The sequence below is a fragment of the Roseateles oligotrophus genome, assembly GCF_014204525.1.
GTDB lineage: Bacteria > Pseudomonadota > Gammaproteobacteria > Burkholderiales > Burkholderiaceae_C > Paucibacter_A > Paucibacter_A oligotrophus_A.
On sequence record NZ_JACHLP010000001.1, the window covers coordinates 896,653 to 912,694 of the forward strand.

General features: G+C 59.4%; 11 protein-coding genes. 3 read left to right on the forward strand and 8 right to left on the reverse strand.

Features of this window, described 5'->3' with window-relative positions:
* Nucleotides 1-57: 57 nt before the first annotated feature.
* Nucleotides 58-1,407: a UDP-glucose dehydrogenase family protein gene (locus HNP55_RS03995; RefSeq protein WP_184296359.1), complete on the reverse strand. Its 1,350-nt coding sequence runs from the start codon at nucleotides 1,405-1,407 to the stop codon at nucleotides 58-60.
* A 69-nt stretch (nucleotides 1,408-1,476) separates the two neighbouring features.
* Nucleotides 1,477-2,484, reverse strand: coding sequence for an NAD-dependent epimerase/dehydratase family protein (locus HNP55_RS04000; RefSeq protein WP_184296361.1), 1,008 nt, complete (start codon nucleotides 2,482-2,484; stop codon nucleotides 1,477-1,479).
* Between the two features lie 390 nt (nucleotides 2,485-2,874).
* Between HNP55_RS04000 and wecB the strand changes: the two genes are divergently transcribed.
* The 3 genes from wecB to HNP55_RS04015 all read left to right on the forward strand — a co-directional run bounded on the left by wecB (nucleotide 2,875) and on the right by HNP55_RS04015 (nucleotide 7,866).
* On the forward strand, nucleotides 2,875-3,981 hold the full coding sequence (gene wecB / locus HNP55_RS04005; protein WP_184296363.1) for a non-hydrolyzing UDP-N-acetylglucosamine 2-epimerase: 1,107 nt from the start codon (nucleotides 2,875-2,877) through the stop codon (nucleotides 3,979-3,981).
* Nucleotides 3,978-4,733 (forward strand): WecB/TagA/CpsF family glycosyltransferase, encoded by a 756-nt coding sequence (locus HNP55_RS04010; protein WP_246448125.1) that lies wholly within the window; start codon nucleotides 3,978-3,980, stop codon nucleotides 4,731-4,733. The genes wecB and HNP55_RS04010 overlap by 4 nt, the downstream gene beginning before the upstream one ends.
* A 253-nt stretch (nucleotides 4,734-4,986) precedes the next feature.
* Nucleotides 4,987-7,866 (forward strand): DUF4962 domain-containing protein, encoded by a 2,880-nt coding sequence (locus HNP55_RS04015; RefSeq protein ID WP_221439433.1) that lies wholly within the window; start codon nucleotides 4,987-4,989, stop codon nucleotides 7,864-7,866.
* Between the two features lies 1 nt (nucleotide 7,867).
* Here the strand turns inward: HNP55_RS04015 and HNP55_RS04020 are convergent, their stop codons facing one another.
* The 6 genes from HNP55_RS04020 to HNP55_RS04045 form a co-directional block, all read right to left on the reverse strand.
* Nucleotides 7,868-9,703: an alginate lyase family protein gene (locus HNP55_RS04020; protein WP_348648653.1), complete on the reverse strand. Its 1,836-nt coding sequence runs from the start codon at nucleotides 9,701-9,703 to the stop codon at nucleotides 7,868-7,870.
* A 203-nt stretch (nucleotides 9,704-9,906) separates the two neighbouring features.
* Entirely contained in the window at nucleotides 9,907-10,989 is a 1,083-nt protein-coding gene (locus HNP55_RS04025; protein ID WP_221439434.1) for a glycosyltransferase family 4 protein, read from the reverse strand.
* 22 nt (nucleotides 10,990-11,011) lie between these two features.
* Nucleotides 11,012-12,328 (reverse strand): hypothetical protein, encoded by a 1,317-nt coding sequence (locus HNP55_RS04030; RefSeq protein WP_184296371.1) that lies wholly within the window; start codon nucleotides 12,326-12,328, stop codon nucleotides 11,012-11,014.
* Between the two features lie 4 nt (nucleotides 12,329-12,332).
* Nucleotides 12,333-13,424: an NAD/NADP octopine/nopaline dehydrogenase family protein gene (locus HNP55_RS04035; RefSeq protein ID WP_184296373.1), complete on the reverse strand. Its 1,092-nt coding sequence runs from the start codon at nucleotides 13,422-13,424 to the stop codon at nucleotides 12,333-12,335.
* Between the two features lie 82 nt (nucleotides 13,425-13,506).
* Entirely contained in the window at nucleotides 13,507-14,721 is a 1,215-nt protein-coding gene (locus HNP55_RS04040; RefSeq protein WP_184296375.1) for a glycosyltransferase, read from the reverse strand.
* A gap of 146 nt (nucleotides 14,722-14,867) precedes the next feature.
* Complete coding sequence (locus HNP55_RS04045; RefSeq protein WP_184296377.1) at nucleotides 14,868-16,013, reverse strand: glycosyltransferase; 1,146 nt, start codon at nucleotides 16,011-16,013, stop codon at nucleotides 14,868-14,870.
* Between the last annotated feature and the right edge of the window lie 29 nt (nucleotides 16,014-16,042).

Genomic DNA, 16,042 nt, shown 5'->3' on the forward strand with positions numbered 1-16,042 from the left:
AATACCTCATCCCCAATCAATCTAGTTTTTATCAATCCAGCAAGAAATCCAACACCATCACAGGCAGTCGTTCCGCCCCCGCCCAATCCCCCAATGTTCAATCCCCAAGGCCTTCATCAATGCAGGCTCATACTGGTTGCGGCCGTCAAACACCACAGGCTGCTTGAGGCTGGACTTGATCTGATCAAAGTCGGGGCTTTTGAACTCTTTCCACTCCGTCACCAGCAGCAAGGCGTCCGCGCCCTCCAGAGCCTGGTCCGCACGTTCGCTGAAGCGCAGGCGCTCGGAGGCCAGCTCCTTGGCCAGGAGCCGGCGCGCCTCGGGCATGGCCACCGGGTCGTAGGCGGTGAGGGTGGCCCCGCGCTTGAGCAAGGCTTGCACGATCACCAGGGCCGGGGCCTCGCGCATATCGTCGGTATTGGGCTTGAAAGCCAGGCCCCAGACGGCGAAATGCCGGCCGCTCAGGTCGGCGCCAAAGCGCGCGGTGACCTTGTCCACCAGCAGCATCTTTTGCCGCTCATTGGCCTCTTCCACCGCAGTCAGCACACGCAGCGGAATGCCCTCGCCTTGCGCGGCCTGGATCAAGGCCTTGACGTCCTTGGGGAAGCAGGAGCCGCCATAGCCCGCGCCGGCGTACAAAAAGCTGTAGCCGATGCGCGGGTCGGAGCCGATGCCCCGCCGGACTAACTCGATATCCGCGCCGACCTTCTCGGCCAGCAAGGCCATCTCGTTCATGAAGCTGATGCGGGTGGCCAGCATGGCATTGGCCGCGTACTTGGTGAACTCGGCGCTGCGCAGATCCATCACCACCAGGCGGTCATGATTGCGGGTGAAGGGCGCGTAGAGGGCGCGCATCAGCAAGGTGGCTTGCTCGTCCTCGCTGCCGACGATGATGCGGTCGGGCTTCATGAAGTCCTCCACCGCCGCGCCCTCTTTCAGGAACTCGGGGTTGGAGACCACGGCATAGGCCATCTCGCTCAGGCCGCGCTTGGCCAGCTCCTCGCCCACGGCGGCGCGCACCTTGTCGGCCGTACCCACGGGCACCGTGCTCTTGTCCACGATGACCTTGTAGTCGGTCATGCGCTGGCCGATGGAGCGCGCGGCCGCCAGCACGTATTGCAGATCGGCCGAGCCGTCCTCATCGGGCGGCGTACCCACGCCGATGAAGAGGATGGTGCCGTGCTTCACCGCCAGGTCCACGTCGGTGGTGAACTGCAGGCGGCCCGCCGCCACATTGCGGCGCACCACCTCCAGCAGGCCGGGTTCGTGAATGGGGATTTCGCCGTCGTTGAGGATGCGGATCTTCTCCGCGTTGACGTCCAGGCAAACCACATGGTTGCCCATCTCGGCCAGGCAGGCACCCGTCACCAAGCCAACATAACCCGTACCAATGGCGGTAACTTTCATTCCCTGAAACCCTCTTTACTCAAACGAATACACTTCAATCAGCCCAGCGAGGCGCAAGCCAACGCAGCGTCAAACCTTGAAATAGTCGCGATACCAGGCCACAAACCTGGCCACGCCATCCGGCACCGGCATGGCGGGGCGGAAGTCGGTCCAGGCCGCCAGCTCTTCCACATCCGCATGGGTGGCGGGCACATCGCCGTCTTGCAAGGGCATGAAGTTTTTGAGCGCTTCTTTGCCCACGGCCTGTTCGATGGCTTCGATGAAAGCCATCAGCTGGATGGGCGCATGGTTGCCGATATTGAAGACGCGGTAAGGCGCGTTGGAATGCGCCGGGTCGCTCTTCATCGCGTCATAGCCGGGCTCGGGCGTGGCCACGCGGTCCAGCACCCTCACCACGCCTTCGGCGATATCGTCCACATAGGTGAAATCGCGCACCATCTGGCCGTGGTTGAACACATTGATGGGGCGGCCTTCGATGATGGCCTTGGTGAACAGGAACAAGGCCATATCCGGCCGGCCCCAGGGCCCATAGACCGTGAAGAAGCGCAGGCCCGTGGTGGGCAGGCGGAACAGATGGCTATAGGTATGGGCCATCAACTCATTGGCCTTCTTGGTGGCCGCGTACAGGCTCACCGGATGATCCACGCTGTGATGTTCCGAGAAGGGCATCAAGGTATTGCCGCCATAGACGCTGGAGCTGGAGGCATAGGCCAGATGCTCGACCTGGTTGTGGCGGCAGCCTTCCAGGATGTTGGTGAAGCCGACGATATTGCTCTCGATGTAGGCATGCGGGTTCTCGATCGAGTAACGCACACCGGCCTGGGCGGCCAGATGCACAACGCGGTCGAACTTCTCGGCCTTGAACAAGGCCTCGATGCCGGCACGGTCCGCCACATCCAGCTTGACGAAGCGGAAGCCCGGCAGCGGCGTCAGGCGGGCCAGACGGTCCAGCTTGAGCTGCGGGTCGTAATAGTCATTCAGATTGTCCAGGCCCACCACCTGATCGCCGCGCGCCAGCAGAAGCTGAGCCACATGCATGCCGATAAAACCGGCCGCGCCGGTAATGAGAACTTTCACGCAATCTCTCCGAATCGATGTCCTTGGGCGAACCCGCCCCTTGCTCACACCCTCAGCCTCAGTCAGGCTTTGGTGATGTAGCGCCGACGAAACTTGCGGGCGCTCGGCCCGCACGCTCGGCGCTGCAGCATTCTCTCCCAGTCTCCTGCGTAAATAGTGCCTGCAAAAGGCCTGCCCACCTATTCAGGTGTGACGCTCAACACGGCTTGCAAAAGCATACGCAGGGAAAATGACAGGGTGAAGAATCCTCGCCTCGGCCGAGCCCACGCTTTGACACAAATCCAGCGGGTAAGCCCCCCATAGAATTGCCTGCAAATCGCTCCGGTGCTTGGGCTCTTTGCCCTTGCCCCAATGCGCCCCCCGTTCGAACCCTTGCTGAGACCCCAACCGATGACTCGACCCTGCATCCACCTCATCGCCGGCGCGCGCCCCAACTTCATGAAGATCGCGCCCATCGTGCGGGCCCTGCAGGCCGACGGCCGCCTGGCCTGGAAGATCATCCACACCGGCCAGCATTACGACCGTGATATGAACGAGGTGTTCTTCGAGGAGCTGGGCATCCCGGCCCCCGATGTGCGCCTGGGCTGCGGCGGCGGCAGCCACGCCGAGCAAACCGGCAAGATCATGCAAGCCTACGAGGCCCTGATCGCCACCGACAAACCCGCCGCCTGCCTGGTGGTCGGCGATGTGAACTCCACCGCCGCCTGCTCCATCGTGGCCAAGAAGGCCTGCGTCCCGGTGGCCCACGTCGAGGCCGGCCTGCGCAGCGGCGATATGAGCATGCCCGAGGAGATCAACCGCCTCGTCACCGACGCCATCACCGACTGGTTCTTCGTCACCGAGCCCAGCGCCCGCCAGCACCTGGCGCGCGAAGGCAAGGACATGGGCGCGGTCTGGGACGTCGGCCATGTGATGGCCGACAACGTGCTCTACCAGGCCGAGAAACTTAAACTAACTGCCGATACCAGCGGACTGGAAAGCGATGCCTACAAGCGCCGCCACGCCCGCTACGGCGTCGTCACCCTGCACCGCCCCAGCAATGTGGACAGCGCCGAGGCCCTGGAGCGCATTGCCAGCGTGCTGCGTGCCGTCTCGCAAGAGCTGCCCCTGGTCTTCCCCGTCCACCCCCGCACCCGCGCCAATATCGAGAAGTTCGGCATCGATCTGGGCGCAGGCGTCGAGCTGATGGGCCCGCAGGCCTATATGTCCTTTCTGCATCTGTGGAAGGATGCCCTCGTCATCCTCACCGACAGCGGCGGCCTGCAGGAGGAAAGCACGGCCCTGGGCGTGCCCTGCATCACCATGCGCGAGAACACCGAGCGCCCCATCACCGTCGACGAAGGCAGCAATGTGCTGGCCGGTACCGACCCCGCCGTGATCATCCCCCTGGCGCTGGACGCCATCCGCAATGGCGGCAAACGCGGCCGCAGGCCCGAGCTGTGGGACGGCAAATCGGCCGAGCGCATCGTCAGCATCCTGGCGGAGCGCCTGGCATGAGCAAGACCGACACTCGCCCCCGCATCCAGATGATGGGCTGCAGCATCGACAACCTGTCGATGGAAGACACCTTGCAGACCATCGAAGGCTTTATCGCCAGCGGCAAGCCCCACCAACATGTGGTGGTCAATGTGGACAAGCTGGTCAAGGCCCAGAAAGACCCCGAGCTGCGCCAGATCATCAATGACTGCGCCCTCATCAATGCCGACGGCATGCCCGTGGTCTGGGCCTCGCGCCTGCTGGGCCGGCCGCTGAAGGAACGCGTGGCCGGCGTTGATCTGTTCGAAGCGCTGATGGCGCGCTCCGCCGATAAAGGCTGGCGCGTCTTTCTGCTCGGCGCCAAGGAAGACATCGTCTCCCGCGTGCGCGATCTCTATGCCGCCAAATACCCCCATCTGGTCTTTGCCGGCTACCGCAACGGCTACTGGAAGCCCGAGGAAGAAGGCGCCATCGTCCAGCAGATTGCCGACGCCCGTGCCGACCTGCTCTTCGTCGCCATCAGCTCACCCAAGAAAGAGCAATTCCTGGGCGCCTACCAGGCCACCATGAAGATCCCCTTCGCCATGGGCGTGGGCGGCACCTTCGACGTCGCCGCAGGCAAGGTCAAACGCGCGCCGGTGTGGATGCAAAAGACCGGGCTGGAATGGTTCTACCGCTTCTTGCAAGAGCCGCGCCGCATGTTCCGCCGCTATTTCATCGAGGACATGGCTTTCTTTGGGCTGCTGGTCAAGGAGTGGCGGCAGCCACGGTGAGGCCTATGCCCATTCACAGATGACGCCCCAGCAAGACGGAGACCCCGCAAAGGCCGGCCCCAAACAGTTTGAACAAACTTCCCGCTGCGGAAAAGTTTGACTCAAGCACTGGGCCGAGTTGCCGAAGTATGCGATACCAGCTTCTGGCGAGTGGTATGCCGCCCGCAATTTGCATGCGCCACCGCCCCCAGAACAGCCCCCGCAGCCGCAGCAGTGAGCCCGCCCCAAAATGAAGTCGCCATCCAATCTTCGCTTGCACCCTCTCTCTTTGGTCCTGGCAACATGTACGGCAGTCAGTGCTTGCGGCGGCGGCGGCGGCAATACCGACAATCTCGAAAAATCGATGGCAGCGGTCGGCGTCAACGGACAAGCCTCCGCGGTCGCTGATGGCAGCCCGGCCAGCGCCGACAGTACCGCCAGTGCGGCGTCGGATGCGGCGAGCTCAACCGCAATTTCCAAAACGACTGCGGCCAACTCCAAAGCCGATTCTTCGGCCGGTGCGAGCCAGACTTCGACCACAGCCGCCAAGCCAGCGAACACCGCATCAGCTAGTACCAGTTCAAGCAGCAACTCGCTCCTTGCAGGCACCGCTCAAGCAAACGCCTCAAAAGGTGTTGCGACCGGAGGTGGCTCAACATCGAGCGGTCAAGTCAGTGCCACGGTAAGCGGCAGCCCAATAGCAAACAGCACTCAGTCTGTCTCAGGCCCGGCCCCCACCTCGGGTACGGTCAGTGCGAACAACATGGCAGCGACGGCCGCATCAAGCACGCCCCAGCCCATCCGGCTTGCCGGGACCGGCGTGCCTGGCATGTCCGCGGACGCATGTACCGAAACGGCAAATCAGGACTTTGTCGAAGCGCCTGATGTCTGGACCGCGAAACGGTTGGTCCCCAAAGATTGCGCGATTCTCCGTACGCCTACCCCTGTGTTCGCATGGAGCCAGCCTGCGAATCGGGACACCAGCAAGCCCTGGACCTTTGTCTTGCTGGACAGCAAAGGTGGGGCCATTGAGACCCGGAGCCTGGGGGTTCCGCGCCTGCTGCTCAGCTCCCGTTCCCTGCCTGCAGGAAGGTACGCCTGGAACGTCAGTTATGTGGACAGGGGTGGCAAAACCAGAACCAGCGATACCCGCCGGTTTGAGGTCGCGGCCGGTTCAGAGAAAAACACCTTGCCTACCCCCTTTGCCGTCGTCGCCGCGGCGACGGCCAAAGCACACCCGAGACTTTTGCCTACCGGTACGGGATTCGGGACCATCGTGACGCTGGCGACCAACGGTGAACTCAAGGACTCCTACGCCGCCTTTGTCAAACGCGCCGAGACGGCCTTGGCTCAAACAACGATTTACAACCCGGACGCAAAGTTCAAAGGCACTGCCGCCTCTGGGCTTGCGGGCGCTCAGAACGGCATGCTGATCGTGCATGCGGCCGAAGACGAGCGCAATGCCATTGAGGCCCTGGCCTACGTCGGCAAACTCAAGAACGACTCAAGGTACACCAACGCAGCAGTGACTCGCTTGCTCGCCATGGCTGCGTGGGACTCCAATGGTGTGACCAGTGAAACGAATCAAGATCAAGCCAACCGCGAAGTCTTTCTGGCACTGGCCCAGGGCCTGGATTTCCTCGATGGCAAACTCACCACGGCGCAGTCTGCAACCGTGACCGATGCCCTGAAGATTCGACTGCAACAAGCGACCAGCAGATTCAGCGCACTCGATACCGCGCCCTATAACTCGCACGTCCTGACCGCCGTCGCCTATGCCACCGAAGCCCTGCTCTACACAGCAGGCAACCCCAGCTTTCCCGAAGCCAAGACCTTGCTCGCCCAAGTCTATGAAACATGGATGACCCACATCGGCATCTGGGGCGGCGCTGACGGTGGTTTTGGCAATGGCACCGCCTATGGCTGGTACACCCTCAGCTCGCTGCCACGCCAACTGGCGATATTGAAACTCTGCACAGGCTTGAATCTCGCCAACTGGCAGCCTATCGCCAAAATGGGTGACCAGTTCATGGCAATGACACCCCCAACAGACGGGCTGCGCGGCGCTTTTGGAGATGACGCGGAAGTCCTGAACAACTACACCTCCAATAGCTTCGACGGCTATCGCATGCTTGCCGGCCTCACTCGCGACTCGGCCCAGGAATGGTACTGGCGGCAGTCTGCGACAAACGTCCAGACCAAATACGCACTGCCTCCTGCGCACTACATGCTGCTCGCCTTGGACAGCAGCCGCCCCACGCCCGTCAAACCATCCCGAAATTCCTTTGTGTTCGAAGACGCCGGACTGGTTGCGATGCACTCCGCCACAGCCGATCCACTGCGGTCCAGCCTCTACTTCAGGTCCAGCTCGCTGGGGAGCTTCAACCACTCCCACGCCGACAACAATGCCTTCACCTATGTTTCCAAAGGCAAGGACCTCTTGATCAGTGCCGGCTACTACCCCTATTACGAAAGCCCCCACCACGCCCTGGTCGGGCGCGCCACCCGCTTCAAGAACGCGCTGACTTTTGACGGTGGCATCGGGCAAGCAGAGCCCAGCAAAGCTCCGACGGCACCCGGCAAACCGGTGTTCGCCACCGAAGCCCGAGGCCGCATCACAAACTACTTTGACGACGGCGTATGGGCCGCCACAAGCGGTGATGCCAGCTTGGCCTACCGAGGCCGCGATCCCTCGGCTTTGACCTGGACGCCCTTGCTGACCAATGCCATCCGCTCCGTGGCAATGAATAGAAGCGAGCGTGTGGTCTTGATTTACGACTGGGCCACCAGTGCCACGCCACGCAAATGGGAGCTCAATTTCCAATCCTTGGCCGCCCCCACACTCAACGCCACAACCATCAATGTGAGCAATGGCAGCGCCAAGGCCTGCATCGATGTTTACGGCCCCTCAGGCAATATCAGCACGGCCTCGGGCTTCCCCATTGCGCCCGAGAATGGCGCGCCCAATCACTTCCGCGCCATCTTCAAGGCAGGATCGGCCAGCACGCAACTCGCCTCACTCACGGTCATTCGAGAGGACTGCAGAAGCGTCCCGGTCTCGGTGAATGTCTCAGGGGCCGTCATCAAAGCCAGCATCAACGGCGGGCCGGCTGTGAGCTTTGATCAAAAGACCGTCACCATGTACGCGCCCTGAATTAACGGTCTTCGCCACACCTTCCGGCACGGTCGACGTCACCTGGCCAAGTCATCAAGGTTTTGAGGTCCACCTGAGCAGCGTTCGCTGACCACCGCAAAGTTTGGCAAGGTTCTTTCTCGTTGTAAGCAGACGAACACCACGCAAGCGGCGGATTGGTTTGTGCCTGCAGCAGTTCCAGGCGACCGGGGACATCGGCCTCTACCCGCAAGGTGAGTGCTTGCCCTGGCCTTGACAGCAGCACCTGATTACCATCCAACACGGCAGACCAACCAGGCGCGAAATGCCAGAAAAGCTCGACCAACTCAGGTGATCGCCCACGCACCACATCTTCAACCAAGAGGCTCCGTTCGAGCGGTTCAAACCTCACGCGCCGCTGATGGCGGAAGCGTCCGGCCAGGCGCAAATAGCCATCATGTTCCGCAACGAGTCGGAAGCTTCCACCTAGGCCACGCTGAACCGAACGGTTCTCGATTCGCGCCTTGCGCGTCCACATGAAGCGCCCACCACTCAAAGACTGATCAACCCCGCCAATGCGCACCGTGTTGTGCGCCGAGGTACCACGGAAGTAGTCTCGCCACTCTTTGTCGGCCCAGTAAGAGTAGGTGCCGGGGTCGATCAATACCGGCAGCCCACCTACCGATAGCCACACTTGCAGAGCATCGGCATGGCCATGCGCGGCAATGCCCAGATAGCCCAAAGGCCCGGCATCGACCAGCCCCAAAATCTCATTTGAGCCGCCCAGGTCCCGGCCAAACAAAAAATACCCTCCGTCCGGGAAATCCAATTTCCGCTGGGCCAAACCATCCCGCCCCTTCACTGAGCGCGCGCCGTCTGCCGAAAAATCCAACCAGGCAACGTCATCGCGTCGGAACTGCTCCCGTGGTAGCCAGGCCTCGCAACCGAACAGCGCGGCGCCCTTTTGCTGCATGGCGGCAAAGCAGTCTCGCCCGGGGCGGGGGTCCAGCCTGAAAGCCTCGGCACCATCGGCGTCACCCACTTGAGGCACCGCACCCTTGACGGTGGTAATAGCGGCAGTGAACTCGCACATCGATTGCATACGGGCCAAATAGGCCTGCGACATCGGCTCGCCCGCCGCCGCAGCGGCCCGCTCCACGGCCAGGAAGAAATCAAAGGTAAAGGTCGCGTATTCAAACGCCTGCTCACGCAGCACGCCGTCGGGCGCCACTTGCAGCAGCACCTCGCGCTCCAACTCCAAGCGCGCCTGCTTAGCCAGCGCTTCAAAGCTGGTCCACATGGGCCATGTTTGCGCGGCCACAAAAATGCCGGCCAACTCGCCCACAAGGTGGTTGTTGGCCGACGAATGCCGCGAGAAATGCTTGCTGATTGCCCGCACATGCAGATTGATGCTGTCCAACCAGCGCTGCCGCAAAGCCTGCCCCTCAGCACCGACAAACAGCGGCGACGCCAAGCCGCCAATCAACTGCCAAACCGCCGACCAATTGAGCAGGCGCAGCGCGTATTCCAAGGAGCTGGTCCAGTTGGGGCCAATGCCGTAAGGGCATTGGTCCAGCCATGAGCGCAATTGCACTTCCAAGGCGTGCAGATGCCTGGCGTCACCGCTGAGTGACCAAGCCTGCGCGAGCGCCACCCAATGCAAATGGCGATTCAGCTCCCAAACGTATTTGATGTCACCCACCAAGGCTCGGTCGGTGATCGAAATCGAATGTGCGGCGCGGGCGGGCGCAAGAACACCCGTCAAGGGGCAACGATTCCATTGCGGAGCGGGGCCAACATCGAATCGGTGACTGGCAAACAAACGCACGGAACCATGTCCAATGGCCTGCGCCTCGGCAATGTAGACGTTGGCATCCACAACAGCGGGTGACTGAGGGGAACGGACCCAGCCAAGGCCATCACGCAAAACCTCAGGAGGTTCAGTACGCAAACCACCTATGCCCAACACACGCGCCGACTTTGACTGCACAGCATAGATTGCCCGGTGGGCGACCTCTGCTGGCGCCATGCAGCGCAAGCGATTCCAGAGCCAGGCTAGTCGCCCCTGAGCTTCAGCGCTGCTCATCGACGGTTCCGCTCTGGGACGCCCAGTTCGCGATAGACCTCGCCCACCTGCCGCAACACCACATCGGTACTGAATCGCTCTTGAACTCGCTGCCGCGCCCTGTCGCCCAGGCGATGTCTGAACTCATCGTCTTTGAGCAAACGCAGCAGAGCAACTGCCAATTCATCCGGTTGACCAGGCAGCACGAGCAACCCCTGCTGCTCATGCTGCACAGCCTCAGGAATGCCGCCAACCGGCGTCACCACAATTGCCTTGGCACGAGCCATGGATTCCAACATTGCCATCGGCAAACCTTCGTCATAGGACGGCAGCACAAACACTTGAGCACGCGCTACCTGTGCCAACTTGGCCTCACCCGCCACCCAACCCAACACCTCGACCCGCTCCCCCAAGCCCAAGGCCTGAACGCGCTCTCGCACCGCGGTCAAATCACCGTCCCCCCCGATCGCCAAGCTGGCAGTCGGCAACTGATCCACAACTTGGCGAAAAGCTTCAAGAAGATCAAAAACGCCCTTGTGCTGATCGGCGCGGCCCAAGAAAAGGACACGCCCGGCCTGCTCCGATTCACGCGAAGTCTGGTTTGGCAGATGCACAGGGTTGGCCACCGCCAATACCTTGGCTCCCGGTGCGATGCCCCTTAGATACTCCACCCAAGCTTGCGACAAACCGAAAACATAGGTGCTTCTTTTCAATGTATGAACAATCCATCTCCGCAATCTAGGAGATGCCAGTTCATCAGTGAATTTTCGAAATCCGCCACCATGCAAATGGAACACCGTCGGCACCCCAGCGGCCCGTGCTAGCGCCAAATAAATTGACTTACGCTTGAAACTCCCATGGGACGCAACCTGCGCATGCAGCACCGCGACCTGCCCGGTCACAAGCAAGAAGAATATTTTCAAAAATGCAACGACACTGCAAGCAATTTTCTGAAAAATACTACCTTCTCTATGAGTAGCAATATAGCGAATTGGAAAGGACTCGAACAATCCATTCTCTATATAGACCGACACCACCGAGGCAATGCCGCCTTTTCCCTCTGGTGCGGTACCAACCATCAGAATTCCCGGTTTCTTCACAGCTTCGCCTTCACCCTTTTTTCTATTCGGTCAGCTCAATGTGCACCAGTTTCCGCTTGCCGTTCTTCCCCAAGGGAATGTCTGCCACCAGCTCCAGCTCAACATCAAAAAAACTCCCCCACCGCTTCAACTGCGCATTCAGCACAAACTGCTGTTGCTCGGCGGTCATCGCCGCTCCCCGTGGCACCACTGCAATCGAAATAGCGCCTGCTCTGCGTTGGCGAACCTGATACAGGCGAACAAAGTCCCAAGTCACCTCATCAATGACGATAGACAAACCCGGAATACGGCCACCAAATCGATCAATCAAAAACTCTTGGCTGCGCCCCTCGATCAATTCGCAGGCACCGCGGTCATCAATGGCGCCGAAATCTTTGGTGCAATATCGCACCAACGGCGTCACATCATTCCAAAGCGAAGTACCTACGATCTCAGACCGGCCATCAACCACCCTGTTTTCATTCACCCCATACAAGTCTTCAAACTGAAACCGCAAGGGCTTTCCGCTTTCGTACCGCGCAAAGGCAATATTGGTGCGCTCGGTCAAACCGTAGTTGACGGAGATGGGGCAGTCGAAGGTTCGTACTATCGAACTCAACTGGCCTGCTGTCGCAGGCTCAGAGGCCAGCAATACCGCCCGCACCTGAAAACCCAAATCCTCGCCCGCCAATAAGTCGGCCAAATCGGCAGCGACACTCGGATATGCATGGATATAAGCTGGCTTGAAGCTGCGCAATGCGGCCAGGATGGCTGATCTATGACCGGTGTTGACGTGATAGGGCGACAACATCAAACGATTGCCATTAACTCGCGTCGGCGGTTCATTGGCCTTTGCACGCGCGTCAGCACCAACCCGCAAATACTGCGACTTGTCAAAGCTAAAGCCGAATCTACCCCACTCCGCCGCAAAGAAAGCCCGCTCAATATCAGCAAGGCGTTTATTCCGCCACAAACCAATTCCCTCGCCGGTGGAGCCGCCGCTGGTCGCGTAATGCAAACGGCCCAGGCGGTATCGCTCATTACGAAACTCGGCCTGCCGACTCATTACCGTGGCTTTTTCCAATAAAGGGAACTGCCGCAGCAAGGCATAGGGGTCTTCGTTAGCCAACTCGACAGCGCTCAACTTGACTTCACTGCGGTAAAAGGGCACGTCGCGCACACAAGTGCTCAAGATCGCGCGCAGCCGCTCCCTTCGCTGCTGCAGCAATCCATCGTGTGATTGAGCACGCTGCGCCTGCAAGGCGAGCACCTGAAAGTACTGGGGGTGATACAGCAAGCGCTGTGGAATATAGGCCCGGTATTTGTAGTAGGCCTTCTCCAATTGATCGATCAAACTCATCGCCTCAACCGTTGATCACAGCCACAAATTCATCCGCCGACATACCGGCAAAGCCGAGCTGATCCAAGGTCCTCGCCTTCGACTCAAACTCGGTTCCCAGCAAGGCACCCGCCAACACCACCAGCGAGTTACAAACCGGCGTCGGTACGCCCAAGCGCAGGCCTAAGGAGGCCATCAGGCCCAAACCCATTGGCACATCTTCGGTGACATAGCGGGTCGTCATATCCGTCGGACCCTTGGGCCCACCTTCGCTTGCATACTTGCGGAGAACGTCAAGGGCAGGCATGTCCAGGTCCTGTTCATTGCGGAACTTGAAGGCCTCCAGATAAGCACTGGGTTCCCCCTTGGTCCGGGAAATGATGGCCTTTTTTTCTTCGTCCAAGCGTTCCATCAAACGAATGGTGGATGGCGTGAACGCCTCCCGATACATCCAGAACTCGCCTTGGGAATACTCGATTCGGCTAGCAGACAACAAGGTGCCGACGGTATGCAGAATCAAATTCGGGTTGTGCATCGCCGACTCAACCACATTGCTTCGGGCCGCAACATAACGCGGCAACAACGCTTGAGCGATCTTCAAACCTTCGTCGCTGCGGCTCCGCGGCAAAAACGCCAGCGCATTGCGGGTGTTCTCCCACAAAACGTTGACCACCCCCGGCTCCACAATACGGGCATCAAAAGGCAAGCTCTCGCCCTCGGCCACGATCACATCGGGGGAGGCGCTGTATTTACGGAAATAGCAACTACCCATATAGCCTGGGCTGACGACCACCAATTGCCCGGCGCTCAAACGAGGACCGACCAATTTGGCAATTACCTCATGCTGGGTGGATTGGGTGGCAACAAACACGAGGTCGGGGCGGGTCGAGAAGGCCGCATCCAAGTCACGTGTAGCCAAGTGGAAGGGCTGAAAGCGCCGCTCCCCATGGCGCGGATTGTCAATGACGTCGATGCCCTGGCGCTCCAGCACACGCTCAAAATTGGCGTCATGCATGGACTTCGACGTCTTCAACAAAACGACCTGATGGCCACGAAAAGACAACTCAGCGGCATGGGCACAGCCCGCATTGCCGGCGCCAACGATGACTACGCGCATATCCCTACTCCCCAAAAATAGGCCGATTGAAGGCAACAAACACTTCCAGAAAAAATGAAACTACTGCTAGGCCATATAGCATTCAATCCCTAACGAGCGAACGGTAGACTGCGGCAACAGAATGCGCCAAAACCTGATAGCTGCGATTGGCCGCCACCCAAGGAGGACCCTTGGCGCGCAGCGAAGCTGCCAAATCAGCATTTTGTAGCACCTGCAAACAAGCATCCGCAAAAGCCTGGGCGTCCATGTCCACGCATAGCCCTGCAGCGCTTTGTTCCAGCACCAGTTTCTGGTCAGGAATATCGTTGCCAACGCAAGGCAGGCCAAGAGCCAAATACTCCGCCGCCTTGGTGGGCGAGGACACATCAAACAAAACGCCACGGGGAATAGGCGACAGGCCCACATCCGCATGGCGTAACAAAGCCAATCCCTCGGCCTGAGGCAGCCACCCCGTCAACCACACATGATCGGCCAGCCCACTGTCGACAATAGCTTGCCGTACCCACGCTCGCTCATCTGCGCTAGGGCCATCACCCGCCAGCAGCAATATCGCTGTTGGCTCCTGCACCCGAACCCGCCGCAACACCTCCAGTAAAAAACCCGACTGCCGCGATTGCCCCAAGCTGCCCATATAGGCCAACACCTTGCGTCCGAGCAGCTGCGGCGGCCGCGGCACCACACATTGGCCTGCCGCGAACAAAGCTAAGTCCACGCCCATGGGTACAGCCGTCATCTTGCTGCGCGCCACGCCCTTGCTGGCCATGAAGTCCAGCATGGCCTCGCTTTGCACGAACAGGTGATCCACCCTGGGCGCCAAGCAACGGTAATAAATGTGACCCGCAAACGCGGCCCGAAGGCGATAGAACAACTGGTTCGCCAAGCCTTGGCTGGCCCCAACCTGCTGGGCCCTGAGTTTGAACCCCTCCGCGAATGGGAAGGACATCCAATACGTCATCTTGCGACCGGTCAACCGCGCCACCCCTAGAGCCAGCAAGCCGGTGCGAATTTTGTCTCGTACCTGGATGACGTCGTGCTTAGGCTTAAGGCGAAACAGCAGGGCCACGTCGTGCAAAGGTCGCAGAATTTGGCCAAGCAACCCATCGCGTTGCCTGCCATACACAAATATTTCACCAGCTGGCCAGGCCTTAGCTTCCACCAATGACTTCGCACCAGAGACCTGGCCCAAGAGATCCGTCCCAATACCTAGTTGCTTCAACTCCTTGCCAAACAAGACCGTCACATCCGGTCTAAATGCAGGCAAATAGTCATACATCAAAAAAAGCAACCGAATATTCATAACCCATCCAAATCAAAGGCACCATTCAATCCATGGGAACCAGGAGTACTTTAACGACTTGGAGCCACGAAACCATCACGCGCCACCCATTGAATCACCAGAAGATGAAAGTTAAATTAACAATAATTAATTTAACTTTCACCAAATCAATTGAATTTCTCACTTCCAAAACCAATATAACCCAACGATTCGTTCAACATAGAAAATTGCCAATCATGCCCTGGAATTTCAGAGAATCGCATCTCTGAGATTCGCCTAAACTCCAGCTGTTGCCCCAAGACGAGCCACATTGCGTCCGCCAATGCACCAACATCACCTTGTGGAACAACCAGCCGCTCGTCTAGCAATCGCACAAAAACTTCCGAGCTTCCTACGGCGTTGGAACTCACCACTGGCAGCCCCGCAGACATAGCCTCCAATATGACTAAGGGCCCACCCTCGGTCCGGCCCTGATGCGTCACCGAGGGCACCGCCATCAACGCGCACTCACGCAACAAATAACTTTTTTGCGCAGGATCATGGATGGCACCAAGAAAGTGGGTTCGCTCAGCCACGCCGAGTTCTTGCGCCAAGGCCTGCAAAGCAGCGCGCTCTGTGCCTTCGCCAACCAACAATAGATCAAGTTCAGACTGCCCCGCTTGCTGCAACTGAGCAAATGCTCGCAACAAGACGTCCACCCCCTTTACGGGAATCAAGCGGCCGAGAAACAATATCCGCTGCTCGGATGACTGACCAGGCAAGTCCATTGGGCGCGGTGGCACCTTCGAATAGACCTGCCCCGGATACTCGTTGGCAACGAATATCTTGGCGTCATCGGCACCCATGGACAATAGTGATCTCCGTTGCAATTGCCCCAGCGTGAAAAAACTGTTCACATACTTTTGCGCAAACCGGTAGTACGCGGCTTGCACACGCCCCAGCCTGCTGACGGGGAAGCGACTCAATTCCTCCCATACCGTCAACGGCTTGCCCTGGACCCGGCAAAACAGCAGCAAACAAAGCGTGTATGAATTCCACAGAAAGGAGCTGATGACAGCATCGGCCTCCCGCACCCCTTTCCACATGGTTTTGATTTCAGCCCATGTCAAACGCCAAGGGCGCATAGCAACGTCCTTGGGGCCATCGCAAACCGTTACTTCTGCCTGCTGTCGAAGCTCTGCGCCTGGATCGGCCAATAGCAAGAAATGCACATCCCAAGCGGCACAGGCCTGATCGAAAAGCGGCCGGCGATAGTCCATCAGCTTTGGATGCCACCAGAAAACTTTGGGCTTTATCACACCAGCCAATTTCACATCCCTTTTTTCATAGGTTTTCGAAACCT